18 protein-coding genes are annotated in these 19,589 nt (G+C 56.6%); 11 read left to right on the plus strand and 7 right to left on the minus strand.

Annotation, left to right across the window (positions count from 1 at the left end):
• The first annotated feature begins 311 nt into the window (after positions 1 to 311).
• The 3 genes from aphA to ACMWL8_RS22390 all read left to right on the plus strand — a co-directional run bounded on the left by aphA (position 312) and on the right by ACMWL8_RS22390 (position 1,910).
• On the plus strand, positions 312 to 1,025 hold the full coding sequence (gene aphA / locus ACMWL8_RS22380) for an acid phosphatase AphA (protein WP_045261048.1): 714 nt from the start codon (positions 312 to 314) through the stop codon (positions 1,023 to 1,025).
• Positions 1,026 to 1,137: 112 nt separating this feature from the next.
• Entirely contained in the window at positions 1,138 to 1,554 is a 417-nt protein-coding gene (locus ACMWL8_RS22385; RefSeq protein WP_045261049.1) for a secondary thiamine-phosphate synthase enzyme YjbQ, read from the plus strand.
• A 2-nt stretch (positions 1,555 to 1,556) separates the two neighbouring features.
• A complete protein-coding gene (locus tag ACMWL8_RS22390) occupies positions 1,557 to 1,910 on the plus strand; it encodes an MmcQ/YjbR family DNA-binding protein (RefSeq protein ID WP_028015174.1) in 354 nt (117 codons plus the stop codon).
• 3 nt (positions 1,911 to 1,913) lie between these two features.
• Here the strand turns inward: ACMWL8_RS22390 and uvrA are convergent, their stop codons facing one another.
• Positions 1,914 to 4,736, minus strand: a complete 2,823-nt coding sequence (gene uvrA, locus ACMWL8_RS22395) for an excinuclease ABC subunit UvrA (protein WP_041911534.1) — start codon at positions 4,734 to 4,736, stop codon at positions 1,914 to 1,916.
• 251 nt (positions 4,737 to 4,987) lie between these two features.
• Here uvrA and ssb1 point away from each other — a divergent pair, with 251 nt between their 5' ends.
• Positions 4,988 to 5,518, plus strand: coding sequence for a single-stranded DNA-binding protein SSB1 (gene ssb1, locus ACMWL8_RS22400; RefSeq protein ID WP_006810470.1), 531 nt, complete (start codon positions 4,988 to 4,990; stop codon positions 5,516 to 5,518).
• A 60-nt stretch (positions 5,519 to 5,578) separates the two neighbouring features.
• On the opposite strand, the gene ACMWL8_RS22405 is transcribed toward ssb1, so the two are convergent.
• Positions 5,579 to 5,860 (minus strand): YjcB family protein, encoded by a 282-nt coding sequence (locus ACMWL8_RS22405; protein ID WP_045261050.1) that lies wholly within the window; start codon positions 5,858 to 5,860, stop codon positions 5,579 to 5,581.
• A gap of 656 nt (positions 5,861 to 6,516) precedes the next feature.
• Between ACMWL8_RS22405 and ACMWL8_RS22410 the strand changes: the two genes are divergently transcribed.
• On the plus strand, positions 6,517 to 8,082 hold the full coding sequence (locus tag ACMWL8_RS22410) for an EAL domain-containing protein (protein ID WP_045261051.1): 1,566 nt from the start codon (positions 6,517 to 6,519) through the stop codon (positions 8,080 to 8,082).
• Between the two features lie 6 nt (positions 8,083 to 8,088).
• Here ACMWL8_RS22410 and soxS read toward each other — a convergent pair whose 3' ends face one another.
• Positions 8,089 to 8,415 (minus strand): superoxide response transcriptional regulator SoxS, encoded by a 327-nt coding sequence (gene soxS, locus ACMWL8_RS22415; protein WP_008503387.1) that lies wholly within the window; start codon positions 8,413 to 8,415, stop codon positions 8,089 to 8,091.
• A 98-nt stretch (positions 8,416 to 8,513) separates the two neighbouring features.
• On the opposite strand from soxS, the gene soxR reads away from it, so the two are divergent.
• The 4 genes from soxR (at position 8,514) to ACMWL8_RS22435 (ending at position 13,378) form a co-directional block, all read left to right on the plus strand.
• The gene (gene soxR, locus ACMWL8_RS22420) at positions 8,514 to 8,972 is read left to right on the plus strand and encodes a redox-sensitive transcriptional activator SoxR (RefSeq protein WP_023331806.1); all 459 of its coding nucleotides are present in this window, start codon (positions 8,514 to 8,516) and stop codon (positions 8,970 to 8,972) included.
• 287 nt (positions 8,973 to 9,259) lie between these two features.
• Positions 9,260 to 9,931 carry a glutathione S-transferase family protein gene (locus ACMWL8_RS22425; protein ID WP_028015178.1) on the plus strand — a complete coding sequence of 224 codons (672 nt, stop codon included), beginning with the start codon at positions 9,260 to 9,262 and terminating at the stop codon, positions 9,929 to 9,931.
• Positions 9,932 to 10,228: 297 nt separating this feature from the next.
• Positions 10,229 to 11,578, plus strand: a complete 1,350-nt coding sequence (gene ghxP / locus ACMWL8_RS22430) for a guanine/hypoxanthine transporter GhxP (RefSeq protein WP_028015179.1) — start codon at positions 10,229 to 10,231, stop codon at positions 11,576 to 11,578.
• A 153-nt stretch (positions 11,579 to 11,731) separates the two neighbouring features.
• Positions 11,732 to 13,378: a Na+/H+ antiporter gene (locus ACMWL8_RS22435; RefSeq protein WP_028015180.1), complete on the plus strand. Its 1,647-nt coding sequence runs from the start codon at positions 11,732 to 11,734 to the stop codon at positions 13,376 to 13,378.
• An 81-nt stretch (positions 13,379 to 13,459) separates the two neighbouring features.
• Here the strand turns inward: ACMWL8_RS22435 and ACMWL8_RS22440 are convergent, their stop codons facing one another.
• Positions 13,460 to 14,347: a LysR family transcriptional regulator gene (locus ACMWL8_RS22440; RefSeq protein ID WP_041911529.1), complete on the minus strand. Its 888-nt coding sequence runs from the start codon at positions 14,345 to 14,347 to the stop codon at positions 13,460 to 13,462.
• 102 nt (positions 14,348 to 14,449) lie between these two features.
• On the opposite strand from ACMWL8_RS22440, the gene ACMWL8_RS22445 reads away from it, so the two are divergent.
• Complete coding sequence (locus tag ACMWL8_RS22445; RefSeq protein WP_028015182.1) at positions 14,450 to 14,860, plus strand: CidA/LrgA family protein; 411 nt, start codon at positions 14,450 to 14,452, stop codon at positions 14,858 to 14,860.
• The gene (locus ACMWL8_RS22450) at positions 14,853 to 15,542 is read left to right on the plus strand and encodes an LrgB family protein (protein ID WP_045261052.1); all 690 of its coding nucleotides are present in this window, start codon (positions 14,853 to 14,855) and stop codon (positions 15,540 to 15,542) included. Before ACMWL8_RS22445 ends, ACMWL8_RS22450 begins: the two co-directional genes overlap by 8 nt.
• Before the next feature lie 32 nt (positions 15,543 to 15,574).
• On the opposite strand, the gene actP is transcribed toward ACMWL8_RS22450, so the two are convergent.
• The 3 genes from actP to acs all read right to left on the minus strand — a co-directional run bounded on the left by actP (position 15,575) and on the right by acs (position 19,576).
• Positions 15,575 to 17,224, minus strand: a complete 1,650-nt coding sequence (gene actP / locus ACMWL8_RS22455; RefSeq protein WP_045261053.1) for a cation/acetate symporter ActP — start codon at positions 17,222 to 17,224, stop codon at positions 15,575 to 15,577.
• On the minus strand, positions 17,221 to 17,535 hold the full coding sequence (locus ACMWL8_RS22460) for a DUF485 domain-containing protein (protein ID WP_028015185.1): 315 nt from the start codon (positions 17,533 to 17,535) through the stop codon (positions 17,221 to 17,223). Before ACMWL8_RS22460 ends, actP begins: the two co-directional genes overlap by 4 nt.
• An 82-nt stretch (positions 17,536 to 17,617) precedes the next feature.
• Complete coding sequence (gene acs / locus ACMWL8_RS22465; RefSeq protein ID WP_045261054.1) at positions 17,618 to 19,576, minus strand: acetate--CoA ligase; 1,959 nt, start codon at positions 19,574 to 19,576, stop codon at positions 17,618 to 17,620.
• Between the last annotated feature and the right edge of the window lie 13 nt (positions 19,577 to 19,589).

The following is a 19,589-nucleotide window of genomic DNA, read 5'->3' on the forward strand; positions in this document are numbered from 1 at the left end:
ATGACATGGTATCTCTCGCATCCCAGGGCATAAGCGACTCCATAAACGGGTTCTTATGCCTCAGTTGTAAGTGTCTACCATGTCCCCGAACAAGTGTTCACTATGTCCCCGGACCGTACATGGGAGAGGGCTGGGGTGAGGGCATCAGACCGCATAAACACGTCCCCCGGCACTTTGTGATCGTCTTCTTTTTATTCATCTTTATAAGTAAAAACTCCTTTCCTTCCCCTCCCTCCGGGGTTATGGTCGGATAGATTTTTGACCATCCACTCAAAATATAAAGATAACAAACTGAATATTCAGGGGAAAATATGCGCAAGATCACACTGGCGCTCAGCGCCGCCTGCTTATTGTTCTCGCTTAATAGCGCCGTCGTCGCGCGAGCTTCCGCACCGACGCCGCTTTACACCGGCACCACCGCCGCCATCCTTGCCGAGCAGGCACCCATTCACTGGGTTTCCGTGGCCCAAATCGAAAACAGCCTGATGGGCCGCCCGCCAATGGCCGTGGGCTTCGACATTGACGATACCGTGCTGTTCTCGAGCCCAGGCTTCTGGCGTGGCAAGAAAACGTATTCTTCGGACAGCGAAGCGTATCTGAAGAACCCGGAGTTCTGGGAAAAAATGAATAACGGCTGGGATGAGTTCAGCATTCCGAAAGAGGTGGCCCGCGCGCTGATCGCCATGCACGTTAAGCGCGGCGACAGCATTTACTTTGTCACCGGCCGTAGCCAGACCAAAACGGAGACCGTCTCCAAAACCCTGCAGGACGATTTTCAGATCCCGGCGGCCAGCATGAATCCGGTCATTTTTGCCGGTGATAAAGAGGGACAAAACACCAAAACCCAGTGGCTGGAGCAGAAAAACATCAAAGTGTTCTACGGTGATTCGGATAACGACATTACCGCGGCGCAGGATGTGGGGGCCAGAGCGATCCGGGTGCTGCGTGCCTCTAACTCGACCTATCGACCGCTGCCGATGGCAGGCAAGTTTGGCGAGGAGGTGATTGTTAACTCCGAGTATTAGTTCTTGAGCGGCGGCTTTGATTCTTTTTTGAACAAATCCGCCGCTGCGGGTTTTACCTTTCGCCTTCTTGCTGCACACTTAGAAAGATTCATCTTTCAGAACGGAGCAGCTCATGTGGTATCAACAGGCCCTGACCTTAAGCGCTAAACCCCGCGGGTTTCACCTTGTGACGGACGAAGTCATCGGGCAACTCCGCGACCTGTCGCGCGTCAAAACGGGTTTACTGCATCTGCTGCTTCAGCACACGTCAGCCTCCCTCACGCTTAATGAAAATTGCGACCCTACCGTCCGGTCTGATATGGAACACCATTTCCTGAAGACGGTTCCGGACAACGCCCCCTACGAGCACGATTATGAAGGCGCAGATGACATGCCTTCGCATATCAAATCTTCTCTGCTGGGCGTATCGCTGATGCTGCCGGTTCATAACGGGCGGCTAATGCTGGGAACGTGGCAAGGGATCTGGCTGGGAGAACATCGCATTCACGGTGGTTCGCGTAAAATTATCGCAACGCTACAAGGGGAATAAAGATGACAATTTCGGAGATACTTCAGTACTGCATGAGCAAGCCTGGCGCGGAACAAAGCGTTCACAGCGACTGGAAAGCCACGCAGATCAAAGTGGGAGACGTGCTGTTTGCGATGGTCAAAGAGGTTGAAGGGCGCCCGGCGGCGTCGCTGAAAACCAGCCCGGAACTGGCGGACCTATTACGTCAGCAGCATGATGATGTGAGGCCGAGCCAGCACCTCAATAAGGCGCACTGGAGTACCGTTTATCTGGACGGCTCGCTGCCCGGCTCGCAAATTTACTATCTGGTGGATGCGTCCTACAAGCAGGCGGTTGAACTGCTGCCGGAAGCGACCCGACAGCAGCTCTCCGTGTAACAATTACAGCAACGGTTTAAGGAAGCGCGCGGTGTGCGAGGCTTCGCACTCTGCAACTGTCTCTGGCGTACCGGAGACGAGGATTTCACCCCCGCCGCTGCCGCCTTCCGGGCCGAGATCGACAATCCAGTCCGCGGTTTTAATCACGTCCAGATTATGTTCGATGACCACAATCGTGTTGCCCTGATCGCGCAGCTGATGCAGCACCTCAAGCAACTGCTGGATATCCGCAAAGTGCAGGCCGGTGGTCGGCTCATCCAGAATGTAGAGCGTCTGGCCGGTACCACGCTTGGACAGCTCGCGCGCCAGCTTCACGCGCTGCGCCTCACCGCCGGACAGGGTCGTTGCTGACTGCCCCAGGCGAATGTAGGTCAGGCCTACGTCCATCAGCGTCTGCAGCTTACGCGCCAGCGCAGGGACGGCGTCAAAGAACTCGCGCGCCTCTTCGATGGTCATGTCCAGCACTTCGTGGATGGTCTTGCCTTTGTACTTAATCTCCAGCGTTTCGCGGTTATAGCGCTTGCCTTTGCACTGGTCGCACGGCACGTAGATATCCGGCAGGAAGTGCATCTCAACCTTGATCACGCCGTCGCCCTGACACGCTTCACAGCGGCCGCCGCGCACGTTAAAGCTGAAACGTCCTGGCGTATACCCGCGCGAACGCGCTTCCGGTACGCCAGCGAAGAGTTCACGTACGGGCGTGAAGACGCCGGTATAGGTCGCCGGGTTGGAACGCGGCGTACGGCCAATCGGGCTCTGGTCGATGTCGATAACCTTGTCGAAATGCTCCAGCCCCTGAATATCGCGGTACGGTGCAGGCTCGGCCAGCGTCGCGCCGTTCAGCGCCGTCTGCGCAATCGGGAACAGCGTATCGTTGATCAGCGTCGATTTACCGGAACCGGACACGCCGGTAATGCAGGTAAACAGGCCAACCGGCAGCGTCAGGGTGACGTCCTTCAGGTTGTTGCCGCGCGCCCCTGTGAGCTTCAGCACTTTTTCCGGGTTCGCCGCGACGCGCTGTTTTGGCACTTCAATTTTGCGCTTGCCGCTCATGTACTGGCCGGTCAGCGACTCGGGCACCGCCATAATGTCCTTCAGCGTACCTTCCGCCACCACCTGGCCGCCGTGCACGCCCGCGCCCGGGCCGATGTCGATCACGTGGTCTGCGGCGCGAATTGCGTCTTCGTCGTGCTCCACCACGATTACCGTGTTGCCGAGATTGCGCAGGTGGATCAGCGTGCCGAGCAGACGCTCGTTGTCGCGCTGGTGCAGGCCGATGGACGGTTCATCCAGCACGTACATCACGCCGACTAAGCCCGCGCCAATCTGGCTCGCCAGACGGATACGCTGGGCTTCACCGCCGGAGAGTGTTTCCGCCGAGCGGGAAAGCGTCAGGTAGTTCAGGCCAACGTTCACGAGGAACTTGAGGCGATCGCCGATCTCTTTCAGCACTTTTTCGGCGATTTTCGCACGCTGGCCGGAAAGCTTCAGGTTGTTGAAGAAGTCCATTGCGTGGCCGATGCTCATGTCTGAGATGGTCGGCAGCGCCGTGTTTTCCACAAACACGTGGCGCGCTTCGCGACGCAGACGCGTGCCCTCGCAGGTGGCGCAGGAGCGGTTGCTGATGAACTTCGCCAGCTCCTCGCGCACCGCGCTGGATTCGGTCTCTTTGTAGCGGCGCTCCATATTGTGCAGCACCCCTTCGAACGGGTGGCGACGCACGGAGGTATCGCCGCGATCGTTCATGTATTTGAACTCGATGTTCTCTTTGCCGGAACCGAACAGGATCACTTTGTGCACGTTCGGGCTCAGGCTCGCCCACGGCGCTTCAACGTCGAATTTGTAGTGCTCCGCCAGCGACTTCAGCATCTGGAAGTAGTAGAAGTTACGCTTATCCCAGCCGCGAATCGCACCGCCCGCGAGCGACAGCTCGGGGTTCTGGATCACGCGATCCGGATCGAAATACTGCTGCACGCCCAGACCGTCACAGGTCGGGCACGCGCCCGCCGGGTTGTTGAACGAGAACAGGCGCGGTTCCAGCTCGCGCATGCTGTAGCCGCAAATCGGGCAGGCGAAGTTGGCGGAGAAGAGCAGCTCTTCCGCTTTCGGGTCGTCCATGTCGGAGACCACGGCCGTGCCGCCAGAGAGTTCCAGCGCGGTTTCAAAGGATTCAGCCAGGCGCGTGGCGAGATCGTCACGCACCTTAAAGCGGTCAATCACCACTTCGATGGTGTGTTTCTTTTGCAGCTCAAGCTTTGGCGGATCGGACAGGTCACACACTTCGCCGTCGATACGGGCGCGGATATAGCCCTGGCTTGCCAGGTTCTCCAGCGTTTTGGTGTGCTCGCCTTTACGCTCTTTGATAATCGGTGCCAGCAGCATCAGGCGTTTGCCTTCCGGCTGCGACAGCACGTTATCCACCATCTGGCTCACGGTCTGTGCCGCCAGCGGGACATCGTGGTCCGGGCAGCGCGGCTCACCCACGCGGGCATACAGCAGACGCAGGTAGTCATGGATTTCGGTAATGGTACCGACCGTTGAACGCGGGTTATGCGAGGTAGACTTCTGCTCAATAGAGATAGCAGGCGATAACCCTTCAATATGGTCGACATCCGGTTTTTCCATCAGCGACAGGAACTGACGCGCGTACGCCGAGAGCGATTCAACGTAACGACGCTGTCCTTCGGCATACAAGGTGTCGAAAGCCAGTGAGGATTTGCCTGACCCCGAAAGCCCGGTCACGACGATGAGTTTGTCGCGAGGGATTATGAGGTTGATATTCTTGAGATTATGGGTGCGGGCGCCCCGAACTTCGATCTTATCCATTCACCTTTCCCGGTTGGAACACGGATTGCCTGGTTTGTTTGAAGGACAAACGGCTGTCAGAAACGGCTAATTATGACACAAAATGACCTGTTTGAATATACAGTATTGGAATGCATTTTCTGATTCACTGTGTAACAATGTTGAGTTCGCGGGAGAACTCTGGAACGTGCTACGCAACTATCAAAGTGCAGCATGGAAATGGTACACTCGCGCGTTTACACTATTAAGAAACGTATTCAGGAGACACGAACATGGCCAGCAGAGGCGTAAACAAGGTGATTCTCGTCGGTAATCTGGGCCAGGACCCGGAAGTACGCTACATGCCGAGTGGTGGCGCAGTTGCCAACATTACGCTGGCTACTTCCGAATCCTGGCGTGATAAAGCGACCGGTGAAATGAAAGAGCAGACCGAATGGCACCGCGTTGTGCTGTTTGGCAAACTGGCAGAAGTAGCCGGTGAGTATCTGCGTAAAGGTTCTCAGGTCTATATCGAAGGCCAGCTGCGTACCCGCAAATGGACCGACCAATCCGGTCAGGAAAAATACACCACGGAAGTGGTGGTGAACGTGGGCGGCACCATGCAAATGCTGGGTGGCCGTCAGGGCGGTGGCGCACCGGCAGGTGGCGGTCAGAACCAGCAGCAGGGCGGTTGGGGTCAGCCTCAGCAGCCGCAGGGCGGCAACCAGTTCAGCGGCGGCGCGCAGTCTCGTCCGCAGCAGCAGTCTGCTCCGGCACCGTCTAACGAACCGCCAATGGACTTCGACGACGATATCCCGTTCTGATCAACGGATGCTAAAACAAAAAACCCAGACATCGTCTGGGTTTTTTTATTGCTGAAGGGATCAGGTAATCACCATCGGCCAGTCTGGTGGCGTGTGGCTCATCGCCTCAACCATCACCACTTTTATATTTTCCCAGACCGCGGCCATATCCAGCAGGGTAATGCCCAGCAGGCCCGTTGCGAACCAGCAGGCCGCGCCAAGCCCTAACAGGGTACTTATGACGGCAAGACCCGCGTAGTCGGATTTACGAAACTGAATGTTCAGCGTGCTGGCTAAAAACATCAAAACCGCGCTCAACAAGGGCCAGCGCAGGAGAACCATGCTGGTAGTAATGGTTGCCATAAAACCCATCCTCTACAAAACAGACGAACTGAATGAAACAGTGTTTCTCGTTACACAATATGTGTGAACTATATCACATTTGTTGATTTATTCGCCAGTGCCTGCGTAGCCAAAAAAGGGGATTTTATTACCCGGAAAAAAGAGCATGCGGTTCGGGACCGCCTTCGCACAGGGGGAGGCGGATCCACAACGCGCTGAGGTAATCCCGTCGGGTAAGTGGGGAAGAGCATCTGGAGGCAGAGAGACGGCCAGCCGTGCCGTTTTTAGGGGGCGCATTATTTTCTGATAATATTGTGGTGATGTCTGATTATTTATAAAACAACGAACAAAATATACCCGCAGAAATAGGATAAAACGTCACGTTGGTGTTGTACTTTTTTCATGCCGCCAGAAGTTTTGCTTAATCAGCGATCCTCTGTTGTGTTCTCTTCAAACCTCCCGTACGCGATGGATAATTATTTTCCTTAATTAAAACGGAACGAATACTTACAGTTTAGCTTACGGGAAAATATTATCGTCATAACGAAATTTAAGATTTTTAATACTAAAAGTCAGTTGCTAACTTCGCATGATTCATGCAACGTAATCACCTGTTTAACAAAGCATCCGGCCTTCATTACTACAGGCGTACAACATGCAGGGATATAGGGCGGGAAATGAATCGTAGCGCGCGGCGCAAAATGCTCAGAGTGGTAGGGATCATCATGGTAGTTATGCTGCCGGTGATGCTTGCTCTATGGTTTGCCCAGCTACGAGCCGAGTCGGAAACGAGCGCTCAGCTACGGACATTTGCTGAACTGGCTTTAGACAAAACAGAACTGGTAATTCAACAAGTTGAACTGGCCAGGGGCGAGGCAGAAAAATATCAGGGTGAACGTTGTACGCCGGAACATCGTCAATATATGTTGAACGTTGTTCGTGGCCGCCTGTTTGTCGCCGATTTAATTTATGCTGAAGGTCAGAATTTTCTTTGTTCGACCGTTTTTACACCGGATCAACCCTACGTCATTCCGGTCGCTAATTACACGCGTAAACCTGACGTTGCTATCTATTATTTTCGCGATACGCCATTTTATACTGGCTATAAAATGACATATATGCAGCGCGGAAATTATGTCGTGGTGGTCAATCCGCTTTCTTACAGTGAAGTGATGTCAACCGATCATTCCCTCGCATGGGGGGTATACGACACGGTAACTAATGCCTTCTTTTCCGTCAGCCAGAAAGCCAATGCGACTTTATTAAATTCGATGATTCGGGATAAGGAATCGGTATTTCAAAAAGATAACTGTTTCTATACCGTCGTGAAATCGACAAATCGGCCTATTGCCGCCATCGTGTCGACGTCAGATAAACGTTTTTATGAAACGCTCTATCACCAGGCGACGTTGACGCTACCGCTGGGAATGATCTGCAGCATTATTATTTTGCTGGTGTGGTCCCGCACCCATCGTGAGCTTAATTCGCCGGGGCGCTTACTGCACCGGGCGCTGAACAAGCGCCAGCTTTGTGTGCACTATCAGCCGATTATTGATATCAAGAACAACCAGTGTGTGGGGGCAGAGGCGCTATTGCGCTGGCCTGGTTTCAATGGGCAGGTAATGAGCCCGGCTGAGTTTATTCCGCTTGCGGAAAAAGAGGGAATGAGCGAGCGGATCACGGATTATGTCGTTGAGGAGGTGTTCAGCGATCTGGGCCATTTCCTGGCGGCGCATCCGCATCTCTATATTTCGATCAACCTGTCGGCCACGGACTTCCACTCCTCGCGGCTGATCGCCATGATTTCTGACAAGGCCCGGCACTACGCCGTACGCGCCCAGCAAATTAAAATCGAAGTGACGGAACGCGGCTTTATCGATGTGCCAAAAACCACGCCGGTGATTCAGGCCTTCCGTCAGGCGGGCTATGAAGTGGCGATCGATGATTTCGGGACCGGTTATTCCAACCTGCACAACCTCTACTCGTTGAACGTGGATATTCTGAAAATCGATAAATCGTTTATCGACACCTTAACCACCAACAGTACCAGCCACCTGATCGCCGAGCATATTATCGAGATGGCGCAAAGCCTGCGGCTTAAAACCATTGCGGAAGGGGTTGAGACGGCTGAGCAGGTGAGCTGGCTGTTGAAGCGCGGCGTTGAGTTCTGTCAGGGATGGCACTTCGCGAAAGCGATGCCGCCCCAGGAGTTTATGACCTGGCAGCAGCAACCTTTGCACTGATATGCATTAATTCAACTGGTGGCGATAATCGCTCGGCGTACGGTCAAACTCGCGGCGAAACACGCGGGAAAAGGTTTGTTGCGAAACATAGCCAAGATCCATCGCGATATCAAAAATCGGCCGCTGCGTTGAGCGTAACGCCTGCGCCGCCAGCAGCAGCCTGCGCTGACGAATGTACTCCCCCAGCGTCTGGTGCATGACCGTGCGGAACATTCTCTGTAAATACCATTTCGAATAGCCCGATTTTTTTGCGACCACATCAATGTTCAACGGTTGGTCGATATGATCGTCAATCCATTCAATAAGTGTCTGAATAATTTGCTGATGCGACATAAGGTTGCCCCTCTGTAGATACAACTTTCTCGGTTGATTCGTCGTTTTCTCTGCGGGGGAGTATAATTCCTCAAGTTAACTTGAGGTAAAGAGGTTTTATGGAAAAGAGATTGCCGCGCATTAAAGCGCTTTTAACCCCCGGCGAAGTGGCAAAGCGAAGCGGCGTTGCGGTATCGGCGCTCCACTTCTATGAAAGCAAAGGGTTAATTAAAAGCATCCGTAACGGCGGAAACCAGCGCCGCTACACCCGTGACGTGCTCCGCTACGTGGCGATTATCAAAATTGCGCAACGCATCGGCATTCCCCTGGCGACGATCGGTGAGGCATTCGGCGTGTTGCCGGAAGGGCACACGCTTAGCCCGAAAGAGTGGAAAGAGCTTTCGTCCCAGTGGCGTGAAGAGCTGGACAGGCGTATCCACACGCTGGTGGCGCTGCGTGACGAGCTGGACGGCTGTATCGGCTGCGGCTGCCTGTCCCGTAGCGACTGCCCGCTACGTAACCCTGGCGACAGGCTGGGCGAGCAGGGGACCGGGGCGCGGCTGCTGGAGGAGGATTAAGTTCTTGCGGCAAAAAGCATAATAAAGAACTAAAGCGCCACTAAGGGCGCTTTAGTTTTTCCCGGTCTTTGTCTTTCTCTCTATCCCGCTGGTTCACGGGAGGGTTTCCCCCGACATCAGCACCCCTCGTGTCGAGCTGGTTGGGGAGGTTCCGGATTGTGCCGACACTTTAATTCTATGCAAGACCCGTTTTTTCGCCAGCCGCGCTAGCCGTTTTTTAGACGAAATTTTTTCGCGGTGTTGTTCGATTTTCTATAGTTAAAAAGTATGAATAACAGGAGAAAATCATGCTCACGGTACATCACCTTAACCAGTCGCGCTCTCACCGCGTGATCTGGGCGCTGGAAGAGCTCGCCCTGCCTTATGAGATTGTTCACTACCAGCGCGAAAAGAACATGCTGGCACCCGAGTCCCTCAAAAAGGTGCATCCGTTGGGCAAATCGCCGGTCATTGAAGATAACGGACTGATCCTTGCGGAGTCAGGTGCCATTCTGGAATATCTGCAGGAAACCTATGATGCCGAATCGCGGCTCAAGCCTTTAGACCCCGCGCATAAGGTGCAATATCGCTTCTGGCTGCATTACGCAGAAGGGTCGCTGATGCCGCTGCTGCTCATGAAGCTGGTCTTCAGCAGCCTGGGCAAGCCGCCCGTGCCGTTTGGCATCCGAACGCTGGGTAAGGCGCTGGGGCAGGGGGTACAGAAAGCGTATCTCAACCCCCAGCTGGAGACCCATGCGCGCTTTATTGACTCACATCTTGCTAAAAACAGCTGGTTTGCCGGAGAGACGTTAAGCATGGCCGACATTCAGATGAGCTTCCCCCTCTTTGCCCTGCTGGCGCGCGGCGGCATTGCTAATCTTCCGCATATTCAGGCATGGAAGCAAAAAGTGGAAACTAGCCCTGGCTGGCAAAGAACCCTGCAACAAGGTGGCCCGTTAACGATCCCGGGTGAGGATTGAAATGTAAACAAATTGCGCATAGACGATAACGTTTGCGCATCCTCTGTTTATTTCTTCATCGTCATAAGTGAATTTTAGCGAAAAACGACAAAGTTCAGTTGAAAAGGGCGGGTATTAGGCTGGATAATCGTTTGCCTTAATTTGACCACCCGTTTTATAAGCGCGGAGCTAAACGTTTGCTTTTTTTGTGACGCCCTTTCGTCGCAAACGCAACACACGGATTTGACGTTTTAGCTGGCAGCGGTGTCTCCACCACGCTTATGGACGTTCTATAAAAACTCTCAGGGGATGTTTTCTATGTCTACGCCATCTGCGCGTACCGGCGGTTCACTTGACGCCATGTTTAAAATTTCGGCTCGTGGCAGCACCGTGCGCCAGGAAGTCGTTGCCGGTCTGACCACGTTTCTGGCGATGGTTTACTCCGTCATCGTGGTGCCGGGCATGCTGGGCAAGGCGGGCTTCCCGCCTGCGGCTGTCTTTGTCGCCACCTGCCTGGTGGCTGGCGTGGGCTCCATCGTAATGGGCCTGTGGGCGAACCTGCCGCTGGCAATTGGTTGCGCCATCTCTTTGACCGCCTTTACCGCGTTCAGTCTGGTGCTGGGCCAGCAGATCAGCGTACCGGTTGCCCTCGGCGCCGTGTTCCTGATGGGCGTACTGTTTACCGTTATTTCTGCCACCGGCATTCGTAGCTGGATTTTGCGCAACCTGCCGCAGGGCGTGGCGCACGGAACCGGTATCGGTATCGGCCTGTTCCTGCTGCTGATCGCTGCCAACGGCGTGGGTCTGGTCATCAAGAACCCGCTGGATGGCCTGCCGGTAGCGCTCGGTCATTTCGCGAGCTTCCCGGTCATTATGTCGCTCATCGGTCTGGCGGTGATTATCGGCCTGGAAAAACTGAAGGTGCCGGGCGGCATTCTGCTGACCATTATTGGCATTTCCATCGTCGGCCTGATTTTCGATCCGACCGTTCACTTCTCCGGTATTTTCGCCATGCCGTCGCTGAGCGATGACAAAGGCAACTCCCTGATCGGCAGCCTGGATATCGTCGGCGCGCTGAACCCGGTGATCCTGCCAAGCGTGCTGGCGCTGGTGATGACCGCGGTATTTGACGCCACCGGTACCATTCGCGCGGTGGCCGGTCAGGCCAACCTGCTGGATAAAGACGGTCAGATTATTGATGGCGGCAAAGCGCTGACCACCGACTCCCTGAGCAGCGTCTTCTCTGGTCTGGTGGGGGCGGCGCCTGCGGCGGTGTATATCGAATCTGCAGCGGGTACGGCGGCAGGCGGTAAAACCGGCCTGACGGCCATCACCGTCGGCGTGCTGTTCCTGCTGATCCTGTTCCTCTCTCCGCTCTCATACCTGGTACCGGCTTACGCGACCGCGCCAGCGCTGATGTACGTCGGCCTGCTGATGCTGAGCAACGTGGCGAAAATCGATTTTGCGGACTTCGTGGATGCGATGTCCGGCCTGATTACCGCAGTGTTTATCGTCCTGACCTGTAACATCGTGACCGGCATTATGATCGGTTTCGCGTCGCTGGTGATTGGCCGCCTGGTCTCCGGTGAGTGGCGCAAGCTGAACATCGGCACTGTGGTGATCGCCGTTGCGTTGGTCGCCTTCTACGCGGGCGGCTGGGCAATCTAAATTATCCATTGATGCGAAAACGGGTGGCTCAGGCCGCCCGTTTTTATTTTCAGGACTCATCCCGTTGCCTTTTGCGTTACTCTGGAGAGGATAGAATAAGAGGCACGACGCCTCAGGTTTGGCTTAAAAAGAAACACAGCAAACAGGGAACGCATGGAAATTTTCTTCACAATACTCATCATGACCCTTGTGGTCTCATTATCCGGGGTGGTTACACGCGTACTGCCCTTCCAGGTCCCCCTGCCTTTAATGCAAATAGCCATCGGCGCGCTGCTGGCGTGGCCGACGTTCGGTCTGCACGTGGAGTTCGATCCGGAACTGTTCCTCGTGCTGTTTATCCCGCCGCTGCTGTTTGCCGATGGGTGGAAAACGCCGACGCGCGAATTTCTTGAGCACGGGCGAGAGATCTTCGGCCTGGCGCTGGCGCTGGTGGTCGTTACCGTGGTCGGGATTGGTTTCCTGATCTACTGGGCCGTACCGGGTATCCCGTTAATTCCCGCCTTTGCGCTGGCCGCCGTGCTGTCGCCGACCGACGCCGTGGCCCTTTCCGGCATTGTGGGTGAAGGGCGCATTCCGAAGAAAATAATGGGCATTTTGCAGGGCGAGGCGTTGATGAACGACGCTTCCGGCCTGGTGGCCCTGAAGTTTGCCGTGGCGGTAGCCATGGGCACCATGGTCTTTACCATTGGTGGCGCGACCCTGGAATTCTTCAAGGTGGCGATTGGCGGTATTCTCGCGGGCTTCGTGGTGAGCTGGCTGTACGGTCGTTCGCTGCGCTTCCTCAGCCGCTGGGGCGGCGATGAACCGGCGACGCAAATCGTTCTGCTGTTCCTGCTGCCGTTTGCCTCTTACCTTATCGCTGAACATATCGGCGTCTCGGGCATTCTGGCGGCGGTAGCCGCGGGGATGACCATCACCCGCTCCGGCGTGATGCGCCGCGCGCCGCTGGCGATGCGCCTGCGTGCCAACAGCACCTGGGCGATGCTGGAATTTGTCTTTAACGGCATGGTCTTCCTGCTGCTGGGCCTGCAGCTGCCGGGCATCATGGAATCCTCGCTGATCGCGGCGGAGGCGGATCCAAACGTTGAAGTCTGGATGCTGTTTACCGATATCGTGCTGATCTACATGGCATTAATGCTGGTGCGTTTCGGCTGGCTGTGGACGATGAAAAAATTCAGCGTCCGCTTCCTGACCAAAAAGCCGATGGAGTTCGGCTCCTGGACCACGCGCGAGCTGCTGATTGCCTCTTTCGCCGGCGTACGCGGGGCGATTACCCTTGCCGGTGTGCTCTCCATTCCGCTGCTCCTGCCGACGGGCGACGTCTTCCCGGCGCGTTACGAACTGGTGTTCCTGGCGGCGGGCGTGATTCTCTTCTCGCTGTTTGTCGGCGTGATTATGCTGCCGATTTTACTCCAGCACATTGATGCCGGTGACTCGACCCAACAGCACAAAGAGGAGCGGATAGCCCGCGCGGCGACGGCGGAAGTGGCGATAGTGGCCATTGAGAAGATGGAGGAGCGTCTGGCTGCCGATGCCGAAGAGAACATTGATAACCAGCTGCTGAAGGAAGTCAGTTCACGCGTGATTGGTAATTTGCGCCGTCGTGCTGACGGACGTAACGACGTGGAAAGCTCGTTGCAGGAAGAGAACCTCGAGCGTCGTTTCCGTCTGGCGGCGCTGCGCTCCGAGCGTGCCGAGCTGTATCACCTGCGCGCGACGCGTCAGATCAGCAACGAGACGCTGCAAAAGCTGCTGCACGATCTGGACCTGTTAGAAGCGCTGTTAATAGAGAATCAGTAGCGCGTTGTTGCCCGGTGGCGCTACGCTTACCGGGCCTACGTTTGAACCGTAGGCCGGGTAAGGCGAAGCCGCCACCCGGCACTATTCAGACCGCACCCAAAACCCCTCACAACATTGCAGCCACGCCTGTGCGCTGTGCGAAAGATACACTCCTTCACGCCAAATCATCCCCAACTGCCAGTGCAGGTCACTCTCCAGCGGGATCCAGCGCAGCGTGTTTTTATCAAGCCGCTCGCAGATCGGCTGCGGCAGAATGGCAATTCCCACGCCCGCCTGCACCATTGCCGCCAGGAAATCCCACTGGCCGCTGCGCACCGCAATGCGCGGCTTCACGTTATGGTGGTTAAACAGGGTCATCAGCTGGCGGCTTAAGGCGAAGTCTTCGTTGTAGATTAGCAGCGGGTGTTCGCCGAGCAGATCGGGCTTCACTGAGTCTATCTTCAGCCAGTCGCCGGAGCGGGGCACCAGCACGCACAGCGGATGGCTGAACAGCGGCAGCGTTGCCAGCCCGCTCTCTTCCTCCACGGGAAGGGCCGTCATCGCCACGTCCAGCTCGCCGTTGATCACCGCCTGCTGCACGGTCAGGCCGCCGAACTCAGATATTTTAAGCTCAACGCCGGGGTAGCGCTGGCGGAACAGGCTTATCGGCCCGGCCATCATCATGCCAACCATCGGCGGAATGCCGAGCCGCAGCAGACCTTTCGTCAGGTGGTTGATGTCCGCAAGCTCGGCCTCAAGCTGGCGAAACTCCGCCAGGATCGCCAGCCCGCGCTCGAACACCACGCGTCCGGTATCGGTCAGCAGCAGCTTGCGTCCGTCGCGGATCAGCAGGGTACAGTTCAGCTCGTCTTCGAGGTTTTTCAGCATTTTGCTGATGGTTGGCTGGGTAACGAACAACTTCTCCGCTGCGCGGGTAAAACTTTGCTGGCGAACCACCTCGACAAAATAGCGCAGCGTTCTTATGTCCATGATTATTCCTCGAAACTATACCTTCGATGATTTTAATTCATTTCAGTCGATGACGTACGCTCACTATACTGGCGCCTCATCTCATTTCTGAGGAAAACCCCCATGGCCGTGGCGTTAAGCCGTGTTACGCCTGCCGTTGTGCAACGACTCCAGGTCCCGGTTCAGGTACTGCTCTACGCGGGACTGTTTATTTTTGCGGAATACCTTGTCGACTGGCTGCACCTGCCTTTACCCGCCAACCTGGTAGGGATGGTGCTGATGCTGGTGCTGATTCTCTGCCGCGCGTTGCCCCTCAGCTGGGTGCGCGCCGGCGCGCGGTGGCTGCTGGCGGAGATGCTGCTGTTCTTCGTTCCGGCCGTGGTGGCGGTGGTGAACTATGCGCAGCTGCTGATGGTCGACGGCTGGCGCATCTTCGCGGTTATTGCTCTGAGCACGCTGATGGTGCTGGGTGCCACCGCCTGGGTGGTGGATAAGGTGTACCGGTTCGAAATCAGCAGGCAAAAGCATGACTAACTTTCAGATAAGCGTGCTGTGCCTGATCGTGACGGTCGCCATCTACTTTGCCAACAAGCGCCTGTACCGCCGCTTTCGCACGCTGCCGCTGATGCCGCTGGTCTTCACGCCCATCCTGCTGGTGCTGATGTTGGTCTTCGGCCATATCTCCTGGCAGAACTACATTGGTGAATCCCACTGGCTGCTGTGGCTGCTCGGCCCGGCAACCATCGCTTTTGCCGTACCCGTTTATGAAAACCTGGCCATTATCAAACGCCACTGGATGTCGCTCAGCGCGGGCGTCGTCACCGCGACGGTGGTGGCGGTCTGTAGCTCCGTCTGGCTGGCGCGGCTGTTTACCCTCTCCGATGAAATTCAGCGCAGCCTGGCCGTGCGCTCGGTGACCACGCCGTTTGCGCTGGCGGCCGCCAAACCGCTCGGCGGGCAGCCGGACCTGGTGGCGCTGTTTGTGGTCGTCACCGGCGTATTCGGCATGGCGGTGGGGGATGTGCTGTTTCTGCGGCTGTCCATTCGGGAAGGGATGGCGAAAGGAGCAGGGTTTGGCGCGGCATCTCATGGGGCAGGCACGGCGCGTTCGTATGAGCTGGGTCAGCAGGAAGGGGTCGTTGCAAGCCTGGTGATGATGCTCTCGGGCGTAACGATGGTGCTGATTGCGCCGCTGGTGGCGTGGGTGATGTTTTAAGCTCCCCGGCCAGAGCAACCGGGGAGAAAGGCTTAGTGTGCGCGGCCCTGCTCAACGCCGAGGCCGGTTTGTGAGCGGATAAACTGGGCGCGGAATTTCTCACGCTCCAGGTTACCCTCCGGCGAGTTGTCGGTAGCCGAGAAGACCCAGATACCGATAAACGCCACGGCAATGGAGAACAGCGCCGGGTACTCGTACGGGAAGATAGCGCTTTCGTGACCGAGGATCTGCACCCAGATGGTCGGGCCGAGGATCATCAGAATTACCGCTGTCAGCAGGCCGAGCCAGCCGCCTATCATCGCCCCACGGGTGGTCAGTTTGGACCAGTACATGGAGAGCAGAATGATTGGGAAGTTACAGCTTGCCGCAATTGAGAAGGCCAGTCCCACCATAAAGGCGATGTTCTGTTTCTCAAACAGGATCCCCAGCAGAATAGCGACCACGCCCAGCACCAGCACGGTGATTTTGGAAACCTTCAGCTCGTCGCGCTCGCTCGCGCCTTTACGGAAGACGTTGGCGTAGAGGTCGTGCGATACCGCAGACGCGCCCGCCAGCGTCAGTCCGGCGACCACCGCAAGGATGGTGGCGAAGGCCACGGCGGAGATAAAGCCGAGGAACAGGTTGCCGCCCACCGCGTCGGCCAGGTGCACCGCCGCCATGTTGTTACCGCCAATCAGCGCGCCCGCCGCGTCTTTAAACGCCGGGTTCGCGCCCACCAGCATGATCGCGCCGAAGCCGATGATAAAGGTCAGGATGTAGAAGTAACCCATAAAGCCGGTGGCGTAGAAGACACTCTTACGCGCTTCACGCGCGTCTGACACCGTGAAGAAACGCATCAGAATGTGCGGCAGGCCAGCGGTACCAAACATCAGGCCGAGACCGAGAGAGAGCGCGGAGATCGGATCTTTCACCAGCCCGCCCGGGCTCATGATCGCTTCTCCTTTCGGGTGGACAGCCATCGCTTCGGTGAACAGGTTATTGAAGCTGAAGCCGACGTGTTTCATCACCATAAAGGCCATAAAGCTCGCGCCGAACAGCAGCAGTACGGCTTTGATGATCTGCACCCAGGTGGTGGCCAGCATGCCGCCGAACAAAACGTACATCACCATCAGCACGCCCACCAGCACCACCGCGACGTGGTAGTTCAGGCCAAACAGCAGTTCGATAAGCTTGCCCGCGCCCACCATCTGGGCGATCAGATACAGCGCCACCACCACCAGCGAGCCGCAGGCGGAGAGGGTACGAATCGGCCCCTGCTTCAGGCGATAGGATGCCACGTCAGCGAAGGTGTAACGTCCCAGGTTGCGCAAGCGTTCGGCAATCAGGAACAGAATGATCGGCCAGCCGACGAGGAAGCCGAGGGAGTAGATCAGACCGTCGTAGCCGGAGGTGTACACCAGCGCGGAGATCCCGAGGAACGAGGCGGCGGACATAAAGTCACCCGCAATCGCCAGGCCGTTCTGGAAGCCGGTAATGTTGCCGCCCGCGGTGTAGTAATCGTTACGGGAGCGAACGCGTTTCGACGCCCAGTACGTAATGTACAGCGTCAGCACCACGAAAATCAGGAACATGATAATCGCCTGCCAGTTGGTGGGCTGGCGCTGTACCTCGCCGGTAATGGCATCCGCCGCGTGGGCGGCAAAGGGAAGTGTGGCGGCTAGCGCCGTCAGGACTCGCTTCATGATGCTTTTACCTCTTGCAGTACCGCTTTATTAAGACGATCGAACTCACCGTTCGCACGCCAGACGTAGACGCCGGTCAGCACAAACGAAATCACGATCACGCCAATGCCAATGGGGATACCGCGCGTCACGCTGGTGCCCTCATGTAACGGGGTGCCCAGCCAGTGCGGCGCAAAGGCGATGAGCAGAATAAAGCCGACATAGATAATCAGCATGATGATGGAAAGGGTGAAGGCAAACCGTTGCCGCTTATCGACGAGCTCCCTGTAGTGCGCACTATTCTCTATCTGCTGACAAATATCGTTATTCATCACAGAAATCTCCAGAGGTAAGGTTGGTTTGTTTTATCCCCTCTCCCCTATGGGGAGAGGGTGAGGGGAGAGGGAGAAAACACTAGGATGGCATTGCGATGGCCTGCTTCTCTTCGAGCAGTTTGTCCACCACGCCAGGATCGGCAAGCGTTGAGGTATCGCCGAGGTTGCTGGTATCGCCTGCCGCGATTTTGCGCAGGATACGGCGCATAATCTTGCCGGAACGGGTTTTCGGCAGCGAGTCTGTCCAGTGCAGTACGTCCGGCGTGGCAAGCGGGCCAATCTCTTTACGTACCCAGTTGCGCACCTCGGTATACAGCTCCGGCGACGGCTCTTCGCCGTGGTTCAGGGTGACGTAGGCGTAGATCGCCTGGCCCTTGATGTTGTGAGGAATGCCGACCACCGCCGCTTCGGCAATCTTCGGATGCGACACCAGCGCGGACTCAATCTCTGCCGTACCCAGACGGTGGCCGGAAACGTTCAGCACGTCGTCCACGCGTCCGGTGATCCAGTAATAACCGTCTTCATCCCGGCGCGCGCCGTCGCCGCTGAAGTACATGTTTTTAAAGGTCGAGAAGTAGGTCTGCTCGAAGCGCTCGTGATCGCCAAACAGCGTGCGCGCCTGGCCCGGCCAGGAGTCTGTGATCACCAGGTTACCCTCGGTGGCGCCTTCCTGCGGATGACCTTCGTTATCCACCAGCGCAGGTTGCACGCCGAAGAACGGACGGGTTGCCGAGCCGGCCTTCAGCTGCGTCGCGCCCGGCATTGGGGTGATCATGAAGCCGCCGGTTTCGGTCTGCCACCAGGTGTCCATTACCGGACACTTTTCGTTACCGATTTTCTTCCAGTACCACTCCCAGGCTTCCGGGTTGATGGGCTCGCCCACGGAGCCGAGGATGCGCAATGAGGAGCGGTCGGTGCCCTCGATGGCCTTATCGCCTTCCGCCATTAACGCGCGGATCGCCGTTGGCGCGGTGTAAAGAATGTTGACCTGGTGCTTGTCGACCACCTGACACATGCGCGCCGGGGTCGGCCAGTTCGGTACGCCCTCAAACATCAGCGTCGTTGCGCCGCAGGCCAGCGGGCCGTACAGCAGGTAGCTGTGTCCGGTGACCCAGCCCACGTCGGCGGTACACCAGTAGATGTCGCCCGGATGGTAGTCGAAGACGTATTTAAAGGTGGTGGCCGCATAGACCAGATAGCCGCCGGTGGTGTGCAGTACGCCTTTCGGTTTACCGGTTGAGCCGGAGGTGTAAAGAATAAACAGCGGATCTTCCGCGTTCATCTCTTCCGGCTGATGCTGGTCGCTCGCTTTTTCAATCAGGTCGCTCCACCACAGGTCACGCCCCTCGTGCCAGTCGATCTTGCCGCCGGTACGCTTGAGGACAATGACGTTATTGATGGATTTTACGTTCGGGTTTTTCAGCGCTTCATCGACGTTTTTCTTCAGCGGAATACCGCGCCCAGCGCGTACGCCCTCGTCGGCGGTGATCACCAGCTTCGAGTTCGAGTCAACGATGCGCCCGGCAACCGCTTCAGGGGAGAAGCCGCCGAAGATGACGGAGTGGATCGCGCCGATACGCGCGCAGGCGAGCATAGCTACCGCCGCTTCCGGCACCATCGGCATGTAGATCGCCACCACGTCGCCTTTTTTAATCCCCTGGTCCAGCAGCACGTTGGCGAAGCGGCAGACGTCGCGGTGCAGCTCTTTATAAGAGATGTGTTTGCTCTGAGAGGCATCGTCGCCTTCCCAGATAATGGCCGTTTCGTTGCCGCGTTCGGCAAGATGGCGGTCCAGGCAGTTCGCCGCCAGGTTCAGCGTGCCGTCTTCATACCATTTAATGGAGACGTTGCCTGGCGCGAAAGAGGTATTCTTCACCTTCTGATAAGGTTTGATCCAGTCAAGGATGTGACCCTGCTCGCCCCAGAAGGCGTCCGGGTTGGTAACAGATTGCTGATATTTCTCGTGGTACTGCTCCGGGGTGATCAGGCAACGGTCCGCAATGTTTGCGGGAATGTCGTGTTTGTGTATTTGGCTCATGGCTTTTTTTCTC

The sequence above is a fragment of the Enterobacter sp. 04-C-12-SI-ECC genome, from assembly GCF_047530715.1.
Lineage (GTDB): Bacteria > Pseudomonadota > Gammaproteobacteria > Enterobacterales > Enterobacteriaceae > Enterobacter > Enterobacter bugandensis.

Bases quoted from the DNA above. Each gene is read 5' to 3' on its own strand.
- aphA (WP_045261048.1), top strand. From the start codon at position 312: ATGCGCAAGATCACACTGGCGCTCAGCGCCGCCTGCTTATTGTTCTCG.
- ACMWL8_RS22385 (WP_045261049.1), top strand. From the start codon at position 1,138: ATGTGGTATCAACAGGCCCTGACCTTAAGCGCTAAACCCCGCGGGTTT.
- ACMWL8_RS22390 (WP_028015174.1), top strand. From the start codon at position 1,557: ATGACAATTTCGGAGATACTTCAGTACTGCATGAGCAAGCCTGGCGCG.
- uvrA (WP_041911534.1), bottom strand. From the start codon at position 4,736: ATGGATAAGATCGAAGTTCGGGGCGCCCGCACCCATAATCTCAAGAAT.
- ssb1 (WP_006810470.1), top strand. From the start codon at position 4,988: ATGGCCAGCAGAGGCGTAAACAAGGTGATTCTCGTCGGTAATCTGGGC.
- ACMWL8_RS22405 (WP_045261050.1), bottom strand. From the start codon at position 5,860: ATGGCAACCATTACTACCAGCATGGTTCTCCTGCGCTGGCCCTTGTTG.
- ACMWL8_RS22410 (WP_045261051.1), top strand. From the start codon at position 6,517: ATGAATCGTAGCGCGCGGCGCAAAATGCTCAGAGTGGTAGGGATCATC.
- soxS (WP_008503387.1), bottom strand. From the start codon at position 8,415: ATGTCGCATCAGCAAATTATTCAGACACTTATTGAATGGATTGACGAT.
- soxR (WP_023331806.1), top strand. From the start codon at position 8,514: ATGGAAAAGAGATTGCCGCGCATTAAAGCGCTTTTAACCCCCGGCGAA.
- ACMWL8_RS22425 (WP_028015178.1), top strand. From the start codon at position 9,260: ATGCTCACGGTACATCACCTTAACCAGTCGCGCTCTCACCGCGTGATC.
- ghxP (WP_028015179.1), top strand. From the start codon at position 10,229: ATGTCTACGCCATCTGCGCGTACCGGCGGTTCACTTGACGCCATGTTT.
- ACMWL8_RS22435 (WP_028015180.1), top strand. From the start codon at position 11,732: ATGGAAATTTTCTTCACAATACTCATCATGACCCTTGTGGTCTCATTA.
- ACMWL8_RS22440 (WP_041911529.1), bottom strand. From the start codon at position 14,347: ATGGACATAAGAACGCTGCGCTATTTTGTCGAGGTGGTTCGCCAGCAA.
- ACMWL8_RS22445 (WP_028015182.1), top strand. From the start codon at position 14,450: ATGGCCGTGGCGTTAAGCCGTGTTACGCCTGCCGTTGTGCAACGACTC.
- ACMWL8_RS22450 (WP_045261052.1), top strand. From the start codon at position 14,853: ATGACTAACTTTCAGATAAGCGTGCTGTGCCTGATCGTGACGGTCGCC.
- actP (WP_045261053.1), bottom strand. From the start codon at position 17,224: ATGAAGCGAGTCCTGACGGCGCTAGCCGCCACACTTCCCTTTGCCGCC.
- ACMWL8_RS22460 (WP_028015185.1), bottom strand. From the start codon at position 17,535: ATGAATAACGATATTTGTCAGCAGATAGAGAATAGTGCGCACTACAGG.
- acs (WP_045261054.1), bottom strand. From the start codon at position 19,576: ATGAGCCAAATACACAAACACGACATTCCCGCAAACATTGCGGACCGT.